The organism is Myxococcus sp. CA040A (assembly GCF_013336725.1).
Classification (GTDB): Bacteria; Myxococcota; Myxococcia; order Myxococcales; family Myxococcaceae; genus Myxococcus; species Myxococcus llanfairpwllgwyngyllgogerychwyrndrobwllllantysiliogogogochensis.
Map to the genome: position 1 here is coordinate 926,296 of NZ_JABUMR010000005.1, position 17,588 is coordinate 943,883.

At 70.2% G+C, this 17,588-nt stretch carries 15 protein-coding genes; 8 read left to right on the forward strand and 7 right to left on the reverse strand.

The window, feature by feature from the left end; translation table 11 throughout:
- Positions 1 to 54: 54 nt before the first annotated feature.
- On the forward strand, positions 55 to 1,266 hold the full coding sequence (locus HUA75_RS25615; RefSeq protein WP_174454668.1) for a PAS domain-containing sensor histidine kinase: 1,212 nt from the start codon (positions 55 to 57) through the stop codon (positions 1,264 to 1,266).
- Positions 1,263 to 2,615 carry a sigma-54 dependent transcriptional regulator gene (locus HUA75_RS25620; RefSeq protein WP_174487841.1) on the forward strand — a complete coding sequence of 451 codons (1,353 nt, stop codon included), beginning with the start codon at positions 1,263 to 1,265 and terminating at the stop codon, positions 2,613 to 2,615. The genes HUA75_RS25615 and HUA75_RS25620 overlap by 4 nt, the downstream gene beginning before the upstream one ends.
- A gap of 22 nt (positions 2,616 to 2,637) precedes the next feature.
- On the opposite strand, the gene HUA75_RS25625 is transcribed toward HUA75_RS25620, so the two are convergent.
- The gene (locus tag HUA75_RS25625) at positions 2,638 to 3,132 is read right to left on the reverse strand and encodes an SgcJ/EcaC family oxidoreductase (RefSeq protein WP_371746186.1); all 495 of its coding nucleotides are present in this window, start codon (positions 3,130 to 3,132) and stop codon (positions 2,638 to 2,640) included.
- 184 nt (positions 3,133 to 3,316) lie between these two features.
- Here HUA75_RS25625 and HUA75_RS25630 point away from each other — a divergent pair, with 184 nt between their 5' ends.
- The 5 genes from HUA75_RS25630 (at position 3,317) to HUA75_RS25650 (ending at position 9,114) form a co-directional block, all read left to right on the forward strand.
- Positions 3,317 to 4,774: a DUF6209 family protein gene (locus HUA75_RS25630; RefSeq protein ID WP_174487842.1), complete on the forward strand. Its 1,458-nt coding sequence runs from the start codon at positions 3,317 to 3,319 to the stop codon at positions 4,772 to 4,774.
- A complete protein-coding gene (locus HUA75_RS25635) occupies positions 4,771 to 5,082 on the forward strand; it encodes a hypothetical protein (protein ID WP_174487843.1) in 312 nt (103 codons plus the stop codon). Before HUA75_RS25630 ends, HUA75_RS25635 begins: the two co-directional genes overlap by 4 nt.
- A gap of 233 nt (positions 5,083 to 5,315) precedes the next feature.
- Positions 5,316 to 7,994: a hypothetical protein gene (locus tag HUA75_RS25640; RefSeq protein ID WP_217446251.1), complete on the forward strand. Its 2,679-nt coding sequence runs from the start codon at positions 5,316 to 5,318 to the stop codon at positions 7,992 to 7,994.
- 14 nt (positions 7,995 to 8,008) lie between these two features.
- Positions 8,009 to 8,605 (forward strand): hypothetical protein, encoded by a 597-nt coding sequence (locus HUA75_RS25645; protein WP_254627741.1) that lies wholly within the window; start codon positions 8,009 to 8,011, stop codon positions 8,603 to 8,605.
- A 170-nt stretch (positions 8,606 to 8,775) separates the two neighbouring features.
- On the forward strand, positions 8,776 to 9,114 hold the full coding sequence (locus HUA75_RS25650) for a hypothetical protein (protein ID WP_254627742.1): 339 nt from the start codon (positions 8,776 to 8,778) through the stop codon (positions 9,112 to 9,114).
- A gap of 7 nt (positions 9,115 to 9,121) precedes the next feature.
- Here the strand turns inward: HUA75_RS25650 and HUA75_RS25655 are convergent, their stop codons facing one another.
- On the reverse strand, positions 9,122 to 10,135 hold the full coding sequence (locus tag HUA75_RS25655; RefSeq protein ID WP_174487846.1) for an NADP-dependent oxidoreductase: 1,014 nt from the start codon (positions 10,133 to 10,135) through the stop codon (positions 9,122 to 9,124).
- A gap of 87 nt (positions 10,136 to 10,222) precedes the next feature.
- Here HUA75_RS25655 and HUA75_RS25660 point away from each other — a divergent pair, with 87 nt between their 5' ends.
- A complete protein-coding gene (locus HUA75_RS25660) occupies positions 10,223 to 11,389 on the forward strand; it encodes an acyl-CoA dehydrogenase family protein (protein ID WP_174487847.1) in 1,167 nt (388 codons plus the stop codon).
- 75 nt (positions 11,390 to 11,464) lie between these two features.
- On the opposite strand, the gene HUA75_RS25665 is transcribed toward HUA75_RS25660, so the two are convergent.
- The 5 genes from HUA75_RS25665 to HUA75_RS25685 all read right to left on the reverse strand — a co-directional run bounded on the left by HUA75_RS25665 (position 11,465) and on the right by HUA75_RS25685 (position 17,559).
- Complete coding sequence (locus tag HUA75_RS25665; protein ID WP_141647616.1) at positions 11,465 to 13,822, reverse strand: arylsulfatase; 2,358 nt, start codon at positions 13,820 to 13,822, stop codon at positions 11,465 to 11,467.
- Positions 13,823 to 14,010: 188 nt separating this feature from the next.
- Positions 14,011 to 15,642: an FAD-dependent oxidoreductase gene (locus HUA75_RS25670; protein ID WP_174487848.1), complete on the reverse strand. Its 1,632-nt coding sequence runs from the start codon at positions 15,640 to 15,642 to the stop codon at positions 14,011 to 14,013.
- The gene (locus HUA75_RS25675) at positions 15,633 to 17,129 is read right to left on the reverse strand and encodes a polyamine aminopropyltransferase (protein WP_141647618.1); all 1,497 of its coding nucleotides are present in this window, start codon (positions 17,127 to 17,129) and stop codon (positions 15,633 to 15,635) included. The genes HUA75_RS25670 and HUA75_RS25675 overlap by 10 nt, the downstream gene beginning before the upstream one ends.
- Positions 17,130 to 17,170: 41 nt before the next feature.
- Entirely contained in the window at positions 17,171 to 17,398 is a 228-nt protein-coding gene (locus HUA75_RS25680) for a DUF350 domain-containing protein (protein ID WP_141647619.1), read from the reverse strand.
- Positions 17,398 to 17,559, reverse strand: coding sequence for a hypothetical protein (locus HUA75_RS25685; RefSeq protein ID WP_174454657.1), 162 nt, complete (start codon positions 17,557 to 17,559; stop codon positions 17,398 to 17,400). The genes HUA75_RS25680 and HUA75_RS25685 overlap by 1 nt, the downstream gene beginning before the upstream one ends.
- Between the last annotated feature and the right edge of the window lie 29 nt (positions 17,560 to 17,588).

The window sequence follows — 17,588 nt, forward strand, 5'->3', positions numbered from 1 at the left end:
CGTCCCGCGTAGTGCGCCTGTCGCCCTCTTGCCGTGAGCCCACCCGCGTCCGCCATGTCCTCGACTCCCCCGCCCCCTCGCTTCCGTCGCCGGCTGCTGGCGGTGATGCTGCTCGCGGGGCTCGTCCCTCTCGTGCTCCTGGGCATCGTGGCCCAGGGCGCGCTGGAGCGGGTGCTGTCCGTCTCCGTGGCTCCCGTGGAAGCAGTGCTGGATGACGTGTCCCTGGACCTGGAGCGCCGGGGCCTGCCTCGCGGCTCCCTGGATGAAGCGCGGCTGCATCTGGCCCAGGCGGAGCTGACACGTCGGGCCCTGGTGCGGCGAGTGCCCGCGTTCATCACCCTCCTCGTCCTCGTATCGGGCGGCGTCCTGGCGGTGGCCGCCGTGCTGCTCGGCCGTGCGCTGACCCGCCCTGTGACGACACTCACCGAGGGCATGTGGGCCTATGCACGAGGCGACCTCTCCGTGCGACTGCCCGCCACGGACCCACCTCGCGACGAACTCCAGTTCCTCCTGGGCCAGTTCAACCGCATGGGCCAGGAACTGGTCGCCCAGCGCGAGCGGCTCAAGTCCGCCGAGCAGATCGCCGCGTGGCAGGACGTCGCCCGCTCACTCGCCCACGAGCTGAAGAACCCGCTCACCGCGATGAAGCTCTCGCTCGCAAGGCTGTCTCGCGCGGACACAGGCTCGCCCTCTGACGCCACGCGCGTCACCGAGTCCGTCGCCCTGCTCCAGGAGGAAGTGGATCTGCTGATGCGGATGACGCAGAGCTTCTCCACCTTCGCGCGCCTGCCCGCGCCGCGCTTCCAGGACGTGCCCCTGCGCCCGCTGCTCTCGGAAATCTGCGCGCTGTACGCGGAGACCTCGCCCGTGCCGGTGGAGCTGCTGCCCGGTCCAGATGTCTCGCTGCGCGCGGACCCGGACGGCTTGCGCCGGCTGTTCGGCAACCTCGTGAAGAACGCCACCGAGGCCTCCCCCGAAGGCGCGCCACCCGTCCGTGTCGCGCTGGAGCCCGCGACGGAGAGCGCCGTGCGCATCACCGTGACCGATGGTGGCAGCGGCGTGCCCACCGTGCTGGAGGGAGCGGCCCTCACGCGCGGTCTCTTCAGCACCAAGCCCGAAGGCAGTGGGCTGGGGCTGCCCATCTCCCAGAAAATCACCCACGAACATGGCGGCACGCTCCGACTGGAGCCCGCGCCCGGCGGCGGTACGCTCGCGCGCGTGGAGCTGCCCCTCCTCCCTCCTTCGTCCCCCGTGCCCACGACATGAAGCCCGGCCCCCGAATCCTCGTCGTCGACGACGACCCTGGCGTCCTCAAGGCCCTGCGCGGCCTCTTGAGCGACGAGGGCTTCACCTCCGTGGAGGCCCGCTCCGCCGCCGAGGCCACCCGCGTCCTCGAAGCCCCCGAGGGCCTCCCCGCGATGATGCTGCTCGACCTGCGCATGCCGGGCGAGACGGGCCTGGAGTTCCTCGCGCGGCTGCCGCGTCCGCTGCCCGTGCCCGTCGTCGTGCTGTCGGGCGAGGCGTCACCATCAGAGGCCGCACAGGCCCTGAAGCTTGGCGCCACGGACTTCGTGGAGAAGCCGCCGTCCCCCGAGCGACTCGTCACGGCGCTGCGCAATGCCCTGGCGCTCGGCGCGCTCCAGGAGGAACGCGAGCGACTGCTGGATGCGCTCGCGCGCCCCGGTCATCTCGTGGGCGACAGCCCCGCCATGGGGGCCTTGCGGCAGCTCATCACACGCGTGGGTCCCAGCGACACGGCGGTGCTCATCACCGGCGAGACAGGCACGGGCAAGGAGCGCGTCGCGCGGGCGCTGCACCTGGCCTCGGGACGCAAGGGCCGGCTCGTCGCCGTCAACTGCGCCGCGATTCCCGCCACGCTGCTGGAGAGCGAGCTGTTCGGTCATGAGAAGGGCGCGTTCTCCGGCGCCGTGAGTCGACGCGCGGGGCGCATCGAGCAGGCCCACGGCGGCACGCTGCTCCTCGACGAGATTGGAGACATGCCGCTGGAGCTCCAGGCCAAGCTCTTACGCGTGCTGGAGACGCGCGAAGTGGAGCGACTCGGTGGCTCGGTGCCCGTGCCCGTGGACGCGCGCATCCTCGCGGCGACACACCAGGAGCTTGCCCGCGCGGTGAAGGAGAGCCGCTTCCGTCAGGACCTCTTCTTCCGCCTCAACGTCATGCCCCTGCACATCCCTCCCCTGCGCGAGCGCCCCGAGGACCTGCTCCCGCTGGCGCGCGCCTTCGCGGCCGAGTTCGCAGGACCGGAAGCCCCGCTGGTGCTGGCTCCCGGCGCGGAGACCGCGCTGCGTGCGTACCCGTGGCCGGGCAACGTGCGCGAGCTGCGCAACGTCATCGAGCGGCTCAACCTGCTGCGAGGCGGCGGCCCGCTGACGCTCGGCCCCGAGTCCGTCTCCGCGCCCCAGGCCCCCGCGACAGCCGCGCGCCCCAGCCTCGGAGAGAAGAGCTACCGCGAGCACGTGGAGGACTTCGAGCGGGACCTCATCCGCGCCGCGCTCCTCGAAGGCGAGAGCATCGCCGGGGCCGCGCGGCTGTTGCAGGTGGACCGGGGCAACCTCTACCGACGCATCAAGGCGCTCGGGCTCCCCGTGAGCTGAGCGCCTCGACACCCTGCCCGCGCTACGGCCGGGGCTTCACGTCGGTGTTCTGCGCCGCGACGATGCGCCACGTGCCGCCCACGCGATTCATCACGTACCGCATCTGGGTCCGCAGCAGTCCTGGCTCCGTGTTCTGCACGCCGGGAGGCAGGCCCTGATGCCCCGTCACCTCGTGCGTGGTGTCCACCACGGCCACGTCGCTCGCGGGGAAGGCGACCCGACGAATGGTGACCTTGCTCTGACTGCCCTTGAAGAGCGTCTGGAAGATGGCCGCGTGGCGCTCCTGAATCTGCGGCTGGCCCTCGTACAGCGTCCCGACGATGTTGATGAAGTCCGCGTCGGGCGCGAAGTCCTGGGACCACACCACCGCGTCCTGGCGGTTCCACGCCTGGGTCTGCACGTCCACCATCTGGCGGATGGCCTGCTCGTCCCTCGCATGGTCGACATGCGCACAGCCCAGGGGCATGAGCAGCAACGCGCACGCCAGGGCCAACCGGGTGGGAACACTGCGATTCACGGTGAAGCTCCTTGCTGGAAGAGGGCCCGGCAGCCTGCCACAAGCCCGAGTGAAGCCGGGTTCCAGAGTCACCCACACCCACACTCCCCGCGCGATTCTCAGCGAGCAGGAAACCCCGAAAGCCCTGGGTGCGATAATCCCTCCAGACCCACCCCCAGGTCGCCCCTTCAGGAAGAGCCGCCCCATGTCGAACCGCATCGGCCGCCCCACCTTCGTCCCCGCCACCCAGCCTGGAATCAGCGCGGAGCGTGAGCGAGCGGCCCGCCCCTCGGGCGAGAAGGCGAACCAGGGCCACTCGCAGGTCGACCAGTTCGAGTCCCGCGCCACGCGCCCCCACGTCAGTGCATCCCTCCTGAGTGGACCCGCCGCGACGACGGCCGTGAGCGCGAAGTCGCTCGACCTCCAGCCCCAGTTGCACGAGGCCACGGGCTACGAGGCCCGCTTCGAGCAGGGCGGTCGGAAGGCCACCGCCTTCGTCGAAGGCCAGGGACAGGTGAACCTGCCCACCGGTCCGGGCAGAGGCCCGTCCTTCCACGCGGAGGCGGGCAAGCCGCTGACGGTGACGGCGGACCCGGCGCGCTTCTCATCGCAGACCGAGAAGGTGGAGCTGGTGTGGCGGCTGGTCCCCGGAGGCACGGAGACGGCGATTCCCCTCACCGACGGCAGCCGCGATGCGAATGGCCGGCTGAACATCCAGCCCGGCACGTTCGACCTTCCTCCCGACGCCACGGGTCTGGTGCGCCTGTCGTTCCGCACCACGGGCGCCGACGGGCGCGTGAGCAACCAGTGGGACCCGAGCAACGACGCGTCGGTCGCCTCGAAAGAGGGCGCGACGGTGTCCTTCACCGAGGACTTCAAGACGCAGGTCGACGGCACGCTGCGCGCCGGTGACAAGCTCCAGCTCGCGTATGACCAGGACCGCCTCAAGGCGCTCGCGGGCGGCAAGACGCCCTCCGACGTCGTCGCCTGCGTGTCCTTCAATGGCGGCCCGCCCCTGGAGTTCCCGCTCGACCTCCAGCCAGGGCAGGCCGGCAACGCGGGCGGCGACTTCCTGCCGTCGGTCCGCGTGCCCTTCGAGGCGACGGATGTGCAGGTCTGGTTCCGGGGCAAGGCGGACGACAACACCACGTGGGACTCGGCCAACGGGCAGAACTTCAAGTTCCCCGTCGGCGTCACGCGCGACGACGCCGAGCCAGGGTGGAAGAACGAGCTGCTCAAGAGCAAGAGCTTCCCCAACCTGAGCGCGGACAAGTTCGTGGGCATCGGCCCCGCGTCGGAGCGCTACAACTGCATCGCGTGGACGGTGGGCAAGCGCGACGAGTGGGTGTGGCCGGGCACACGCGTGGAGGACTTCGACAAGCTCTACGCGACGCAGGGCTACAAGCCGATGGACTCGTTGGACCTGAGCAACGACCCCAGCCTGGAGAAGGTGGTCATCTACGGGCGCAAGCCGATGACGGGCAACGGCCCCCTCGAGGTGACGCACGGCGCGCTGATGGACGAGCAGGGCCGCTTCACGAGCAAGATTGGCACCCAGCCGCTCATCCGGCACAACAGCGCTGACGACCTCACCGGCCCTTCGTATGGTGAACCCGTGCGAGTCTACGTGCGTCCCCGTCAGTCCCCCGTGAGTGCCTCATGAGCGAGCCTGTCGCCCGCTTCGACTCCCTCGCCGAAGAGTGGGAGCGGCACTGCGAGGAACACCGGGAGTCATCCAACCCCTACGTGTTCCTGGACCATCCGTCGTTCGACGCGCTCGTCGCGCTGGGACGGCCCGCGGTGCCGCTCATCATCGAGCGCTATCGCGATGGCAGCGTCTTCTGGGGCGCGGCGCTGCGACGCATCACCGGCGTCACCACGTTCGGTGACGGCGTGGTCGGCAACCTGGAGGCGAATCGCCAGGGATGGCTGAAGTGGTGGAGCGAGAACCAGGCCGCCTGGCCCGGCTGAGCCCGCGTTGCCTCCCTGGGGCGCCTCACTGAGCTGAGGCCAGCCCGCCAGCAGCACGGGCCGCCCGGACACGGAGTGCCACTTCGAAGGGACCCGGTGGCTCGCGGCAATCGCCGGGCTCGATGTCAGTATCACATCTCGATTCGACATCAGGATGTGTCCATGACATCGGCACGGCTGGACGGCTCTCGTCCTTTCAAGCACTTGCCCCGACGCGGCGGCTGGAACGCAGCGTGCTCTGTCCCATGCGCATGAACCGCTTCGCGCTTCTCTTCTGCTTCGTCTCCCTCCTCGCCGGTGCGCAGCCCGTGCCCGACGCGGGCGTGCCCGACCCGACCCGCGTTGTCGGCGCGCCCCCCACCCCCGTGGCTCCCGTGGCCCCCGCCGAGGAGGAGCACGGCCTGCCCCTTCCGCTCCCCCAGGGCACGAAGACCTCGCCCGCGCGCGAGGAGGAGACACGGGACGAGACTCGCAACAAGCGGTCGGAGCGCTGGCGGAGCGAGGAGGAGGAAGACTCGCGAGCCGAAGCCCGGAACGAGCGGGCGGCGAGTCGGCGCGAAGAGGACGCTCGGACCGAGGCTCGCAACGAGCAGGCGGCGGACGAGCGCGAGGAGGAGGAAGAGGACGCCCGGGCAGCGGCTCGAACGGAGTCGCGCAACGAGCGGGCAGCGGACCGGCGCGAGCGCGAGCGCAGGCGCGAGAAGGAGAAGTGCGACGAGGACTACCTCGACGAAGAGGTGGAAGACCTCGCCATCCTCCATCCGCTGGAGCTCAACGTGGATGGCCGCGCGCTCACGCCGGAGCGCGTCGAACTGCATGGCCTCAAGCGGCTGACGGAGGACCAGGTGCGCGCCTTCATCGGCTCGCCGTCCACCGAGCCTGGTGCGCCCCTTCAGACCCGCGACCTCCAGCGGATGCTGCGCCGCCTGGCGCACACCGGCCTGTTCGCCCGTGTCGAGCCGCGCCTGCGTCTCCCCGAGCAGGGGCCCGTCGTCCTGGAAGTGCATCTGGAAGAGAACCCCATCGTCACATCGGTGGAAGTGGAAGGACTCCAGGACCTGCGGCGCGCCGAAATCCTCGAGGAGGTCTTCCGTCTCCCGCGCCGCTTCCCCGATGAGGACGAAGACGAGGATGAGGAGTTCACCGCCACCCTGCGCGTGAATGGCGCGCGTGGGACGCTGACCGTCGTCAGCACTCCGTGCCCGCCGCAGCGTCCGCCTCGTGAGTGGCTGGCCCGGATGGAGCGCGAGGAGTACCGCCCCGGTCTCGTCCTCGGAGGGGTGTCGGCCGCGCTGCAACGCGCGCTGCGAGACTTGCGCGGCGACGGCTACATGCTCGCGAGCCTGTCCGGCACGCTGACGCCGAACGGCCAGCTCACCATCATCGTGGACGAGGGCCGCCTGGAGGGCGTGGACGTGGTGGGCGTGGACGGCCCTGTCGCGGACCGGGTGCGCGAGGCGCTGGACCTGAAGGCCGGAGACGTCTTCCTCCGCAGCGACGCGCGCCGCGCCATGGAGCGACTGGAGTCGCGCCTTCCCTTCCTGCAAGCGTCGAGCGTGGACACGGACTCCGACGAAGCCGCGCGCCGACGCGATGCGCGCATCGTCGAGGAGCGCGCGGCCGACGGCGTGCGCCACTACCGGACGGAGGAGCAGAAGCGCAGGGAGCGCCGTCGCCGTGAGCAGGTCGAGTTCGACCTGAGCTGGGGCGAGCTGTTCGAGTCCTGGCGGCATGGCCACGATGGCGAGGGAATCACGCTGGAGGGACGGCGCCTCGTGGTGCACGTGCGCACGCGTCGCCCGGACCTGGACCTGGATCTGCTGCCCATCCACACGCAGGTGACGGGGTTCGCTCCGGGCCTGGCGGGCTCGCTGCGCATCTGGGATTCGAAGGACCGCCTCCACACCACGCTGGACGCCGCCGCCTTCATCCCCCTTCGCTGGGGTGGGCAGCGCCTGCCGGATGACCCCGAGGGCACGAAGCGGCAGCGCGAACTCAACCTGCTGGGCGGAGCGCGCGTGGAGGTTCCGGCGGTGGGGCTCGCGGAGCTGGGCGGACAGGCGCACGACTTCACGGACACGCTGGACCGGTGGCGGATGAGCGACATCGACTCGTCCATCTATTCGGCCCTCATCAACCGGCCGGACCGCGACTACTTCCGCCGCAAGGGTGTGGCGGCGTTCGCGACCTTCCGCTGGTCCGAGGACTGGCTCGCGGGCGTCGAGTACCGCTCCGACCGCTACGAGACGCTGCGCAGCTTCACCCCGCCGCTCTCGCTGTTCCGCCGCGACTCGCCTCCCTTCCCCAACGCACCGGTGGACGAGGGCCGCTTCCAGTCCGTCATCGCCCGGCTGGAGTACGCCAGCGGCAGCCCTCGCAACGCGAAGGTGGGCTCGCTGTTCCGCACGCCGGAGACGCCCCTCTTCCACGTGGACAAGGACTGGGGACGCAGCCCGTTCCTGCACGGGTTCGTCACGCTGGAGGTGGGCGAGGGTCCCGCCGCGACGGGTCCGGACGAGCGCTTCTGGAAGCTCCTGGGTGACGTGACGATGGTGGTGCCCACGGGCTGGGAGACGGGCCTGCGGCTGCGGCTGCGCGGCGCGGGCGGCGACAACCTCCCCGAGCAGAAGCGTGAGGCGCTGGGTGGCTGGAGCGCGCTGCGAGGCTTTGGCTTCAAGGAGTTCAAGGGCGACGTGTCGGTGCTGGGGACGGCCGAGTACCGGTGGCATTCCTTCGGCGTCTTCGCGGACCTGGGCACGGTGCGCGGTGCCGGTGAGTGGCAGGACGCGCGGCTGGGCGTCGGTGGGACGTTCCACTTCAGCGACGACGTGCGCGTGGATGTCGCGTGGCGCACGGACGAGAAGGCCACGGCCACGCCCGAGGCCCGCCTGTTCTTCGTGCGGACTTTCTGAGGCCCATGAAACGAATGGGGACACGGACAAGACGCACGCTCGGCGCGGCCCTGGTGGCCGCGGCGGCACTGTTCGCGCCCGGGGCCTGGGCGGAGGAACCGCGCGTCACCTGCACCGCCACCCTCTCCGGGCGGCGCGTGCTGGCCCGCTCGGAGGCCTTCTCCTTCCTCTCGGCGGAGCTGGACCGGCTGGTGCGGCTGGGCATGGCGGGGAAGCTGGAGGTGGAGCTGACGCTGTGGAAGCGCCGCGCGCTCTGGTTCAACACCCGGGTGGACGGCGCCAGGCTCACCCAGGTGATTGCCTTCACCCGTGAGGGCTACATGCTGGATGGAAGGCCGCTCCCGGAAGGGCCCGCCACGCTGGAGCTGGACCGCGTTGCCTGGACGCTGGAGGCGCGCCCCGAGGACGGTGAGCGCCTCATCGTCCAGGTGGAGGTGAAGCTGAATGTGGTGACGGCGGCCAGTCTGGGGCGCATGGCCTCCTGGCTCTCGCGGACGGAGGGGACGGGAGAAACAGACCGCTCCGCCCTGACGGGCACGCTGCTGCGCACCGTGGCGGAGGACCTCTCCCAAAGGGCCTCGGGGCGCTGCGACGTCGCGCCGCCGACCTGAAGCAACGACAGGACCTGGGCGCTCCGGCTGGAAGTCTCTCGGCCGGAGCGCCACGCGGCGCGGCTGAGTCCAGCGCGCGCGCCTGAAGCACGACCTTTCAGTGCCCGCGAGTCGCGGGCCTCATGAAGCCAATCGCGCCCGGCGCCCCCGCCGAGGCCAGGAGGACCGTCATGCGTTCATGGATGCTTCCGCTGCTGCTCGCCCTGCTCACCTCGTGCGGACCGCGCTGGGAGTCCCTGTCGAACACCGTGCACGTCTTCGTCCCCACCGACGCGGAAGCCCAGGGCACCCGCGTCCCCGTCCTCTATCTCGAGAGTGACTACGCGCTCTTCTTCCCCGAGGGCGTGGGTGGGCGCTCGCGTCCGGTGGAGCCTTCGCCCAGTGAGCTGGTCGCGCTGGGACAACGCCAGGACATCATCGTCATCGCGGTGGACTCCGAGCCCTCGCCGCGGACGGAGACACTTCCCGACGGGCGGATGCACTACACCACCCATCCTGGAGGAGACTGACTTCGCATCAAGAGACGCGCACCACCGCGCGGCCGAAGTTCTCGCCCCGGAACAGGCCGGCGAACACGGCGGGCGCGGACTCCAGTCCCTCCACGATGTGCTCGCGGTGACGGAGCGAGCCGTCCTGGAGCCACGCACGCAGCGCCGCCCGCGCCTCACCGAAGCGCGCGGCGTAGTCGAACACCACGAAGCCCTCCATGCGCAGCCGCTGGATGATGAGGAACGGCGTGTTCTTCAACCCCGCGCGAGCCTCCGGCGGAACGCCGTAGTCCGCGACGAGCCCCGACACCACCACGCGGCCCTTCAGCGCCATGCACGTGAGCGCCGCGTCCAGCGTGGAGCCGCCCACGTTGTCCAGGTACACACCCACGCCCTGGGGACACTCCCGTCGGATGGCGGCGGCCAGGTCCTTCTCCGCGCGGTAGTCGAGGCAGGCGTCGAAGCCCAGCGCCTCCACCACCCAGCGACACTTCTCCGGGCCGCCCGCGATGCCCACCACGCGAGCGCCCTGACGCTTCGCGATTTGTCCCGAGATGGAGCCCACCGCGCCCGCGGCGGAGGACACCAGCACCGTCTCCCCAGCCTGGGGACGCCCCAGCTCCAAGATGCCGAAGTACGCCGTCAGCCCGGGAATGCCGAGCACGCCCAGCTCCGCCGAGGCGGACTCCGGTCCAGGGTCCACCTTGCGAAGTCCCCGCGCGCTCACCACCGCGTGCTCCCGCCAGCCCCAGCCTCCCACCACCACGTCGCCCACGGCGTAGCGCGTGTCACGGGACGCCAGCACCTCGCCCACCGTCGCACTGCCGATGACCTCACCCAATTCGAGGGCCGGTGCGTACGAGTCCACGCCCCCCAACCGGGCCAGCGTGCCCGGGTCCACGGACGCGAACAGCGTCCTCACCCGCAGCTCTCCGTCCCGCGGCTCGCCCACGTCCACGCGCTCCACGCGGAAGTGCTCCGGCTCGGGCAGTCCGGGGATGTGGCGCGCGAGGACGACTTGACGGCTCGGGAGGGTGCTCATCGGCGGCTCCGGGTTCGAGGCGCCCCACCATCTTCCTTCCACCTCCCCGCTGGCAACCAGGAGTCAGGACTTCCTAGGCTGTCGGCCATGACGAGTTCCTTCCCACTCCCCGCCCATCCCCTGCTCGCCACCGCCGTGGAGCTCGCGCCGCGCCTGTCCGCGCGCTCCGCCGAAATCGAGACCGCGCGCCGGCTGCCCGAGGACCTCGTCGCGGAGCTGACTCGCGCCGGCATCTTCCGGATGATGATTCCGGAGACGTACGGTGGGCTGGAGCTCCACCCCGCGCTCTCCTTCCAGGTCATCGAGGCCCTCTCGCGCGCGGACGGCGCCACCGGCTGGTGCGCGATGATTGGCTCCGCCACCGCGCTGACGGCGGCGTGGCTCCCGGAGCCCGTGGGCCGCGCCATCTTCTCCGCGCCGGACATCATCACCGGAGGCGTGGCCGCGCCCCTGGGCCGCGCCGAGCGTGTCGAGGGTGGCCACCGCCTCACCGGCCGATGGGCCTGGGCCAGCGGAAGCCAGCACTGTCACTGGCTCGTGGGCGGCGCGCTCGTCACCGAGGGCGGCAAGCCGCGCATGGTGCGCGAGGGAGTGCCGGAGACGCGCCTGTTCTTCCTCCCCGCCAGGGACGTCACGCTCCACGACACGTGGTTCGCCTCCGGCCTGTGCGGCACCGGCAGCGGCGACATGGAGGTGAAGGACCTCTTCGTCCCGGACGACCACGGCTTCTCGTTCTTCGCGCCGCCCCACGTCGCGCGCCCGCTGTATGGCTTTCCCTTCGGCCTCTTGGGCCTGGGCATCCCCGCCGTGGCCCTGGGCATCGCCCGGCGCGCCATCAATGAGCTGACCGCGCTGGCCCGACAGAAGACGGTGGTGGTGGAGCGCAGGCTGCTGGCCGCGCGGCCCGCCGTGCAGGAGGCCGTCGCCGAAGCGGAGGCCGAGGTGCGCGCGTCCCGCGCCTTTCTGCTGGAGACGATTCACGCCCTCCATGACGAAGCCACCCGAGGCCCCGTCTCCGTGCGTGGCAGGGCCGACCTGCGCCTGGCCATGACACATGCCACGCGAAGCTCCGCGCGCGCGGTGGACCGGATGTACGAGGCCGCGGGCGGCCCCGCCGTGTTCCACACCAGCGCGCTCCAGCGCTGCTTCCGCGACGTCCACACCCTCACCCAGCACGCCATGGTGGCCCGGCCCACGCTGGAGCTCACCGGCGGAATCCTGCTGGGCTTCGACCCGCCCACCCCGGTGCTCTGAAGAAAAGAGGGCCCGGCCTCCCTGAAGCGCTGGGAAGAGGCCGGGCCCCATCAGGCGACGACGTGTCGCCTCCCCCTACTGCCGAGCCATCACCGTCTTGCGCTCCTTCTGCTCGTCGTGGAGGTGCTCACCGGATACGTCCACGACCACCTCGCGCAACGTGCCGCCCCGGAACGTGAAGGGTGGGCGGTACATCGTGCTCACCGACGAGTTGTCATCCCGCCCGCACGTCAGCCCCTCACCCAGGCTGATGAGCAGCGGCATCGTCGAGGAGATGTCGCTCTGGGCGACCAGGTCCCCGTCGATGAAGAGCTTGCCGCGTCCCGGAGCGCCCTTGCCGGCGTCGAGGTCCGGCTCACCCGTGGGCTCGAACTCGAAGCGCAGCTCCGTGCGGCCGGCGGGTATCTCCATCGCCGACTCGATGTGGAACTCCCGCTCGCCCACGAAGTTGTAGACGTAGTGCAGCTTCCGGTCCTGGATGAAGAAGGTGTAGCCGCCCGTAATCCCGCCGTGGCTGAGCAGCACGCCCTCCGCGTCTCCATCCACGTCCACCTTCGCGGTGATGGAGTGCGGCCGGTTGAGCACATGCACCGCCACGTTCTCCGGCGCGGGTGAGGTGTGCGGCCGGTAGACGTAGCGCTTGCGGTCCTTGGTGATTTGCGGACGCTCCGCGGCGAACACCGCGCGGTCCAGCGCCGCGAGCGGGAGGACCTTGTAGCGGCCCGCCTCCACGTACCAGAGGGCAATCATCTCGATGAGCTTGCCCCGCTCTTCTTGCGCGAGGTTCTTCGTCTCCGAGCAGTCCTCCGCCACGTGGTACAGCTCCCACCCCTCCGCGTCGAGCTTGCGCAGCCGCTCCTCGGTGATGGCCGACTCGCCGAACGCCTCGCCCGCCTCCGTGAAGGACGGCCCGGGGAAGGGGCACACCGCCCGCCAGCCGTCATGGTAGATGGCGCGGCTGGTGAACATCTCGAAGTACTGCGTGTGGTGGTGGCTCTCCGCGCGCGCGTCGTCGAAGGAGTGGCGGAAGCTGACACCCTCGATGGGCGACTGCGTGACACCCCGGATGTCCTGGGGCGGCTCCACGCCCAGGCAGTCCAGCACCGTGGGCACCATGTCGATGGCGTGGCAGTACTGCGTGCGGACCTCGCCCCGCGCGCGGATGCCCTTGGGCCAGTGGACGATGAACGGGTCCGTCGTGCCGCCCCGGTACACCTCGCGCTTCCACCGGCGGAACGGCGTATCCCCGGCCCACGCCCAGCCCCACGAGTAGTGATTGAAGTACTTGGGCCCACCCAGGTCGTCCATGGCCGCGATGTTCTGCTCCAGCGACTCCGGCGTGTTGTTGAAGAACTTCAGCTCGTTGACGGAGCCATGGGGCCCGCCCTCGGCGCTCGCGCCGTTGTCGGAGATGACCATGATGAGCGTGTTGTCCAGCTCACCGCTCTCCTCCAGGGACTTCAGCAGCCGGCCGATGTGATGGTCCGTGTGCTCCAGGTAGCCCGCGAAGACCTCCATCATCCGCGCATAGAGGCGCTTCTCCTCGGGCGGCAGGCTGTCCCACTCCGCCACGTCCGGGTCATGTCGGGACAGCTTCGTGCCGGGAGGGATGACGCCGAGCTTGAGCTGACGCTGGAACACCTTCTTCCGGAACTCGTCCCAGCCGTCGTCGAACTGGCCCTTGTACTTGTCCACCCACTCCTTGGGGACGTGATGCGGGGCGTGCATCGCGCCCGTGCAGAAGTACATGAAGAACGGCTTGTCCGGCGCCACCTGCTTGGAGTCCGCGATGAAGTCCACGGCGCGGTCCACCAGGTCCTCGGTGAGGTGGTAGCCCTCCTCGGGAGTCTTGTGTGGCAGCACCGGGTGGTTGTCGTGGACCAGGTCCGGGTAGTACTGGTGCGTGTCGCCGCCGAGGAAGCCGTAGAACCGCTCGAAGCCACGACCCAGCGGCCAGCGGTCATAGGGCCCCGCCGCGCTCGTCTGCTCCGTGGGCGTCAGGTGCCACTTGCCCACCGCATACGTGTTGTAACCCTGTTTCGACAGCATCTCCGAGAGGAAGCCGTTCTCGAAGGGGATGGTGCCGTTGTAGCCCGGGTAGCCGAGGGAGACCTCGGTGATGGTGGCCATGCCGTTGGAGTGGTGGTTGCGGCCGGTGAGGATGCACGAGCGCGTGGGCGAACACAGCGCGGTGGTGTGCATGTTGCTGTAGAGCAAGCCGCCCTTCGCCAGCTTGTCCAGGTTCGGCGTGCGGATGGGCGAGCCATAGCAGCCCAGGTGCCCGAAGCCCGTGTCGTCCAGGACGATGAAGAGGACGTTGGGTGCGCCCGCCTTCGCGCGCAGCGGTTGGGGCCACGCCGGAGACGACTGCTCCCATGTCCGGCCGATGGTGCCAGGGAAGGTGCTGCCGGGTTTGTATTCCTTGAGCGACATGGTGTGCCTCCGCGAAGTCGTGCCCGTGGGGCCACCGTCGCGCGTCCTCGGATGTTCCAGACGGACACGTCCCGACCCCGAGGGTCAGAAATGGGCACACCCCCGGACACTGACCGCTGCCCCCGGGACGGACCCGAGCAGGCAAGGCCCGGCCCGCCAGCCCCTGGCACCTCGCGGAAGGAGGGAGGCTAGAGCCAGCTCGCGGAAGCCTGCCCCAGCTCTGCCAGGACGCGCTCCGCGGCCTTCACTCCGAACCAGTTGGCTTCCTCGAAGAGGGCCAGCCCACCCAGGTCCGTGTGCGCGAAGTGCAGATGGCGCCCCACGCTCTCCTGCGCGGCCCGGCGCTCCGGTCCCCACATGAAGCCCGGCGTCGGCCGCACCATGGCGTGGCCCCAGCGCTGCACCTCCAGGCGCTGCGCCTGCTGGGCGATGCCCGGGTGCGCGGGACGCATGTCCGCCATGACGAGCGCTTCCCAGTCCGCGTAGCTGGCGGAGAGCGCCTTGGTGCGCTCGGCCTTCACGTCCGCGCCGGCCATGGGCAGGTACCACGTGAGCACCGTGGGGCCGTTCTCGTCCTGCCGCAGGCGCTGATGCGTGGCCACCACGTAGCCCAGGCTGTTGCTCTCCTGGAACACGTTGTCCCAGGCCAGCGGGAAGCCTCTCGACACCGGCGGCGACGACAGCGTCAGGTTGGCCACCACCCACGGCGCGTAGGTGAAGGCATCCAGCCACGCCGGCCGCGCTGTCCGCCACGGCGCCACCAGGTGCGCCGCGAGGAAGCGCGGGCACGCGAGCACCACCTGTCGCGCCTGGAAGGAGCGAGGCTTGCCCGTGCGAGCATCCAGCGCGTCCACCCGGCAGCCCTGCTCGCCCGGCTCCACCGTGTGCACCAGCACGTCGCGCTCCACCGCGCGGGGAGGCAGCGCGGAGAGCAGTTGGTGCACCAGCCGGCCATTGCCCTCGGGCCAGCTCAGGAAGCCCTCGCTGCGCTCGCCCTGTCCGTCCTGGCGCGCGGCGAAGTACCAGATACCGGCCCACGCGGAGATGTGCTCGGACGTGGCGCCGTAGTCGTCGCGGCACGCGTAGTCCACCAGCCACTTCAGCCGCGTGGAGCGGAAGCCCTCGCGCGCAAGCCAGGCCGCCATGCTCAGCGTGTCCAGCGCCGTCCATTCGGCGTCGTCGCTGGAGCGCGCCGTCGGCACCGCGAACGCCTTGCGTCCCTTCGCGTCCCGGGCGGCGGCGAAGGCATTCATCCGCGCATCGAAGCGCTCCAGCTCCACCAGGTCCTCCGCCGTCGCGCCCACGCGCAGGTAGAGCCCGTCGTACCAGTGGCCCCGGTAGAAGTGGCGCTCCTCCGGCTCCTGGATGAGCAGCGTCTCCTCGAAGGTCGGCAGGCCCTGCGCGTCCACGCCGGACACCGCGCCCATCTCGCGAAGCAGCCGCACCACCGGGCCCCTGTCCTCCAGCGGCGCCGGCAGGTAGTGCGCGCCCCAGGGGAAGGCGGACACGGAGTTGCGCCCGGAGCGCGACGTGCCCCCGGCCTCCGACTCCAGCTCCACCACGCGCACGTCCTTCACGCCCGCGCCCGCCAGCCGCCACGCGGCGGACAGGCCCGCCACGCCCGCGCCCACCACCAGCACGTCCACCGTTTCGAGCGTCTCCGCGCGAGGCAGCGGCCCTCCGCGCAGCCGGTGCCCCACCTCCACCGCGCGGTCGACGACAGCGCCCGGAATGGGGGCCCGGGGCTGCTCGCGCTTGCACCCGCTCGCCACCGCCGAGCCGAGGAACGCGGCGACCAGCTCTCGCCGCGTCAGTTCCACCGCCGCCACTCCTCCTCGTAGTAGTGCACCAGCACCTGGTTGTTCAGCCGGTTCACCTCCACGGGCAGGGGGCTCATGTCCGGAGGGAACAGCGTCAGCGACTCCAGCGTGGGCAGGTCCAGGAAGCGCAGGCCCTCCGGCAGCGGCCGGTGGTGGCCGGGGGCCTCGTGGGACACCAGCACGTAGCCCCACTCGCCGAACGAAGGCACCAGCGCGTGGTACGGCTGCGTCCAGAAGCCCGCGGCCTTCAGCGTCGTCTCCACGCACCAGAAGGAGCGCCGGGCGAACAGGGGGCTGGTGCTCTGCACCACCGCCACCCCGTCCTGCGCCACCCGCTTCTTCAGGAGCTTGTAGAAGCCCGTGGTGTACAGCTTGCCCAGCGCGAAGTTGTTCGGGTCCGGGAAGTCCACAATCACCACGTCGTAGCGCTGGTCTCCCTCCATCAGGAACTGCATGGCGTCCGCGTTGACGACGCGCATGCGCGCATCCGTCAGCGCGTTCCCGTTGAGCTTCGCCAGTTCGCCGTAGCCCATGGCCAGGCCGGTAATCGCCGGGTCCAGGTCCACCAGCGTGACGGAGCGGACCTCCGGGTAGCGCAGCACCTCGCGCGCGGCGAGCCCGTCGCCACCGCCCAGGATGAGCACGTGCTCGATTCTTCCCGCGCGCACCATGGCCGGGTGCACGAGGGACTCGTGGTAGCGGTACTCGTCCACGCTGGCGAACTGGAGGTTGCCGTTGAGGAACAGCGAGAAGCCCCGCTTGCCACGCGTGAGGATGATGCGCTGGTAGGGGGAGCTGGACGCGTGCACCACGTCGTCCGCGTAGAGCTGGTCCTCGTAGAACGTCGTGAGCCGGTCTCCGAGCACGAAGCCCACCACCAGCAGCACCGTGAGCAGCACCGCCTTGACGCGCAGGCGCAGCGGGTTGCCCAACAGCGGCGCGAGCAGCCACGTGCTCCACAAGCCCACCGCCGCGTTCAGGATGCCGAACAGGAGCGAGGTGCGCACCAGCCCCAGCTTCGGCACCAGGAGCAGCGGGAAGGCGACGCTGGCGGCGAGCGCGCCCAGGTAGTCGAGCGACAGCACCTGGCTGACCAGGTCCTTGAACTTGAGCTGGTCCTTGAGGATGCGCAGCAGGAGGGGAATCTCCAGCCCCACCAGCGTGCCGATGATGATGACGCTGCCGTACAGCGCCACCTGGAACAGGTCCGTCAGCGTGAAGGTGAGGAACAGCACCGGCGCGCACAGCCCGCCCAGGAGCGCCACCGCCAGCTCCACCTCCACGAACCGCTGCGCCACCCCCTTGTCGATGTAGCGCGACAGGTAGCTGCCGATGCCCATCGCGAAGAGGTAGCCACCGATGACGGTGGAGAACTGGGTAATCGAATCACCCAGCAGGTAGCTGGCGAGCGCCCCGACGACGAGCTCGTAGACGAGCCCGCACGTCGCGATGACGATGACGGTGATGTACAGCAGCGTCTTGTTCACGTCGTCACTTCACTTCTTCTTCGAGCGGGAGTCCCCGCCCCTCAACCACCGATGGCCGCGGCCACGATGATGGACAGGCCGAGGATGAAGGAGCCGATGACGATGCCGACCGCCGTGTTCTGGTCGACCTCCAGCTCCTTGTGCACGTCGAACGGCATGATGAGGCGGATGACGAAGAAGCCCGCCACGAACACCGCCAGGCCAATGAGCGAATAGATGACGCTCGCCAGCACACCCTGCCAGCTCACGACGACGCCGAGTAACAGCATCACTTCCCTCCCTGAAAACCACCGGTCCACAACAGGATGCCACCCGGGCCTCGGCGCACGTTGCCCGGCACACGGTCCCTCTCCTCACTGGTGAAGGGCGACCACCCGGACATCATCATGGCCGTGTAACCCAGCAGCACCAGTCCACCGAACCACTTCATGCCGCGCCTCCGTGTCGTGCCATGCGCGT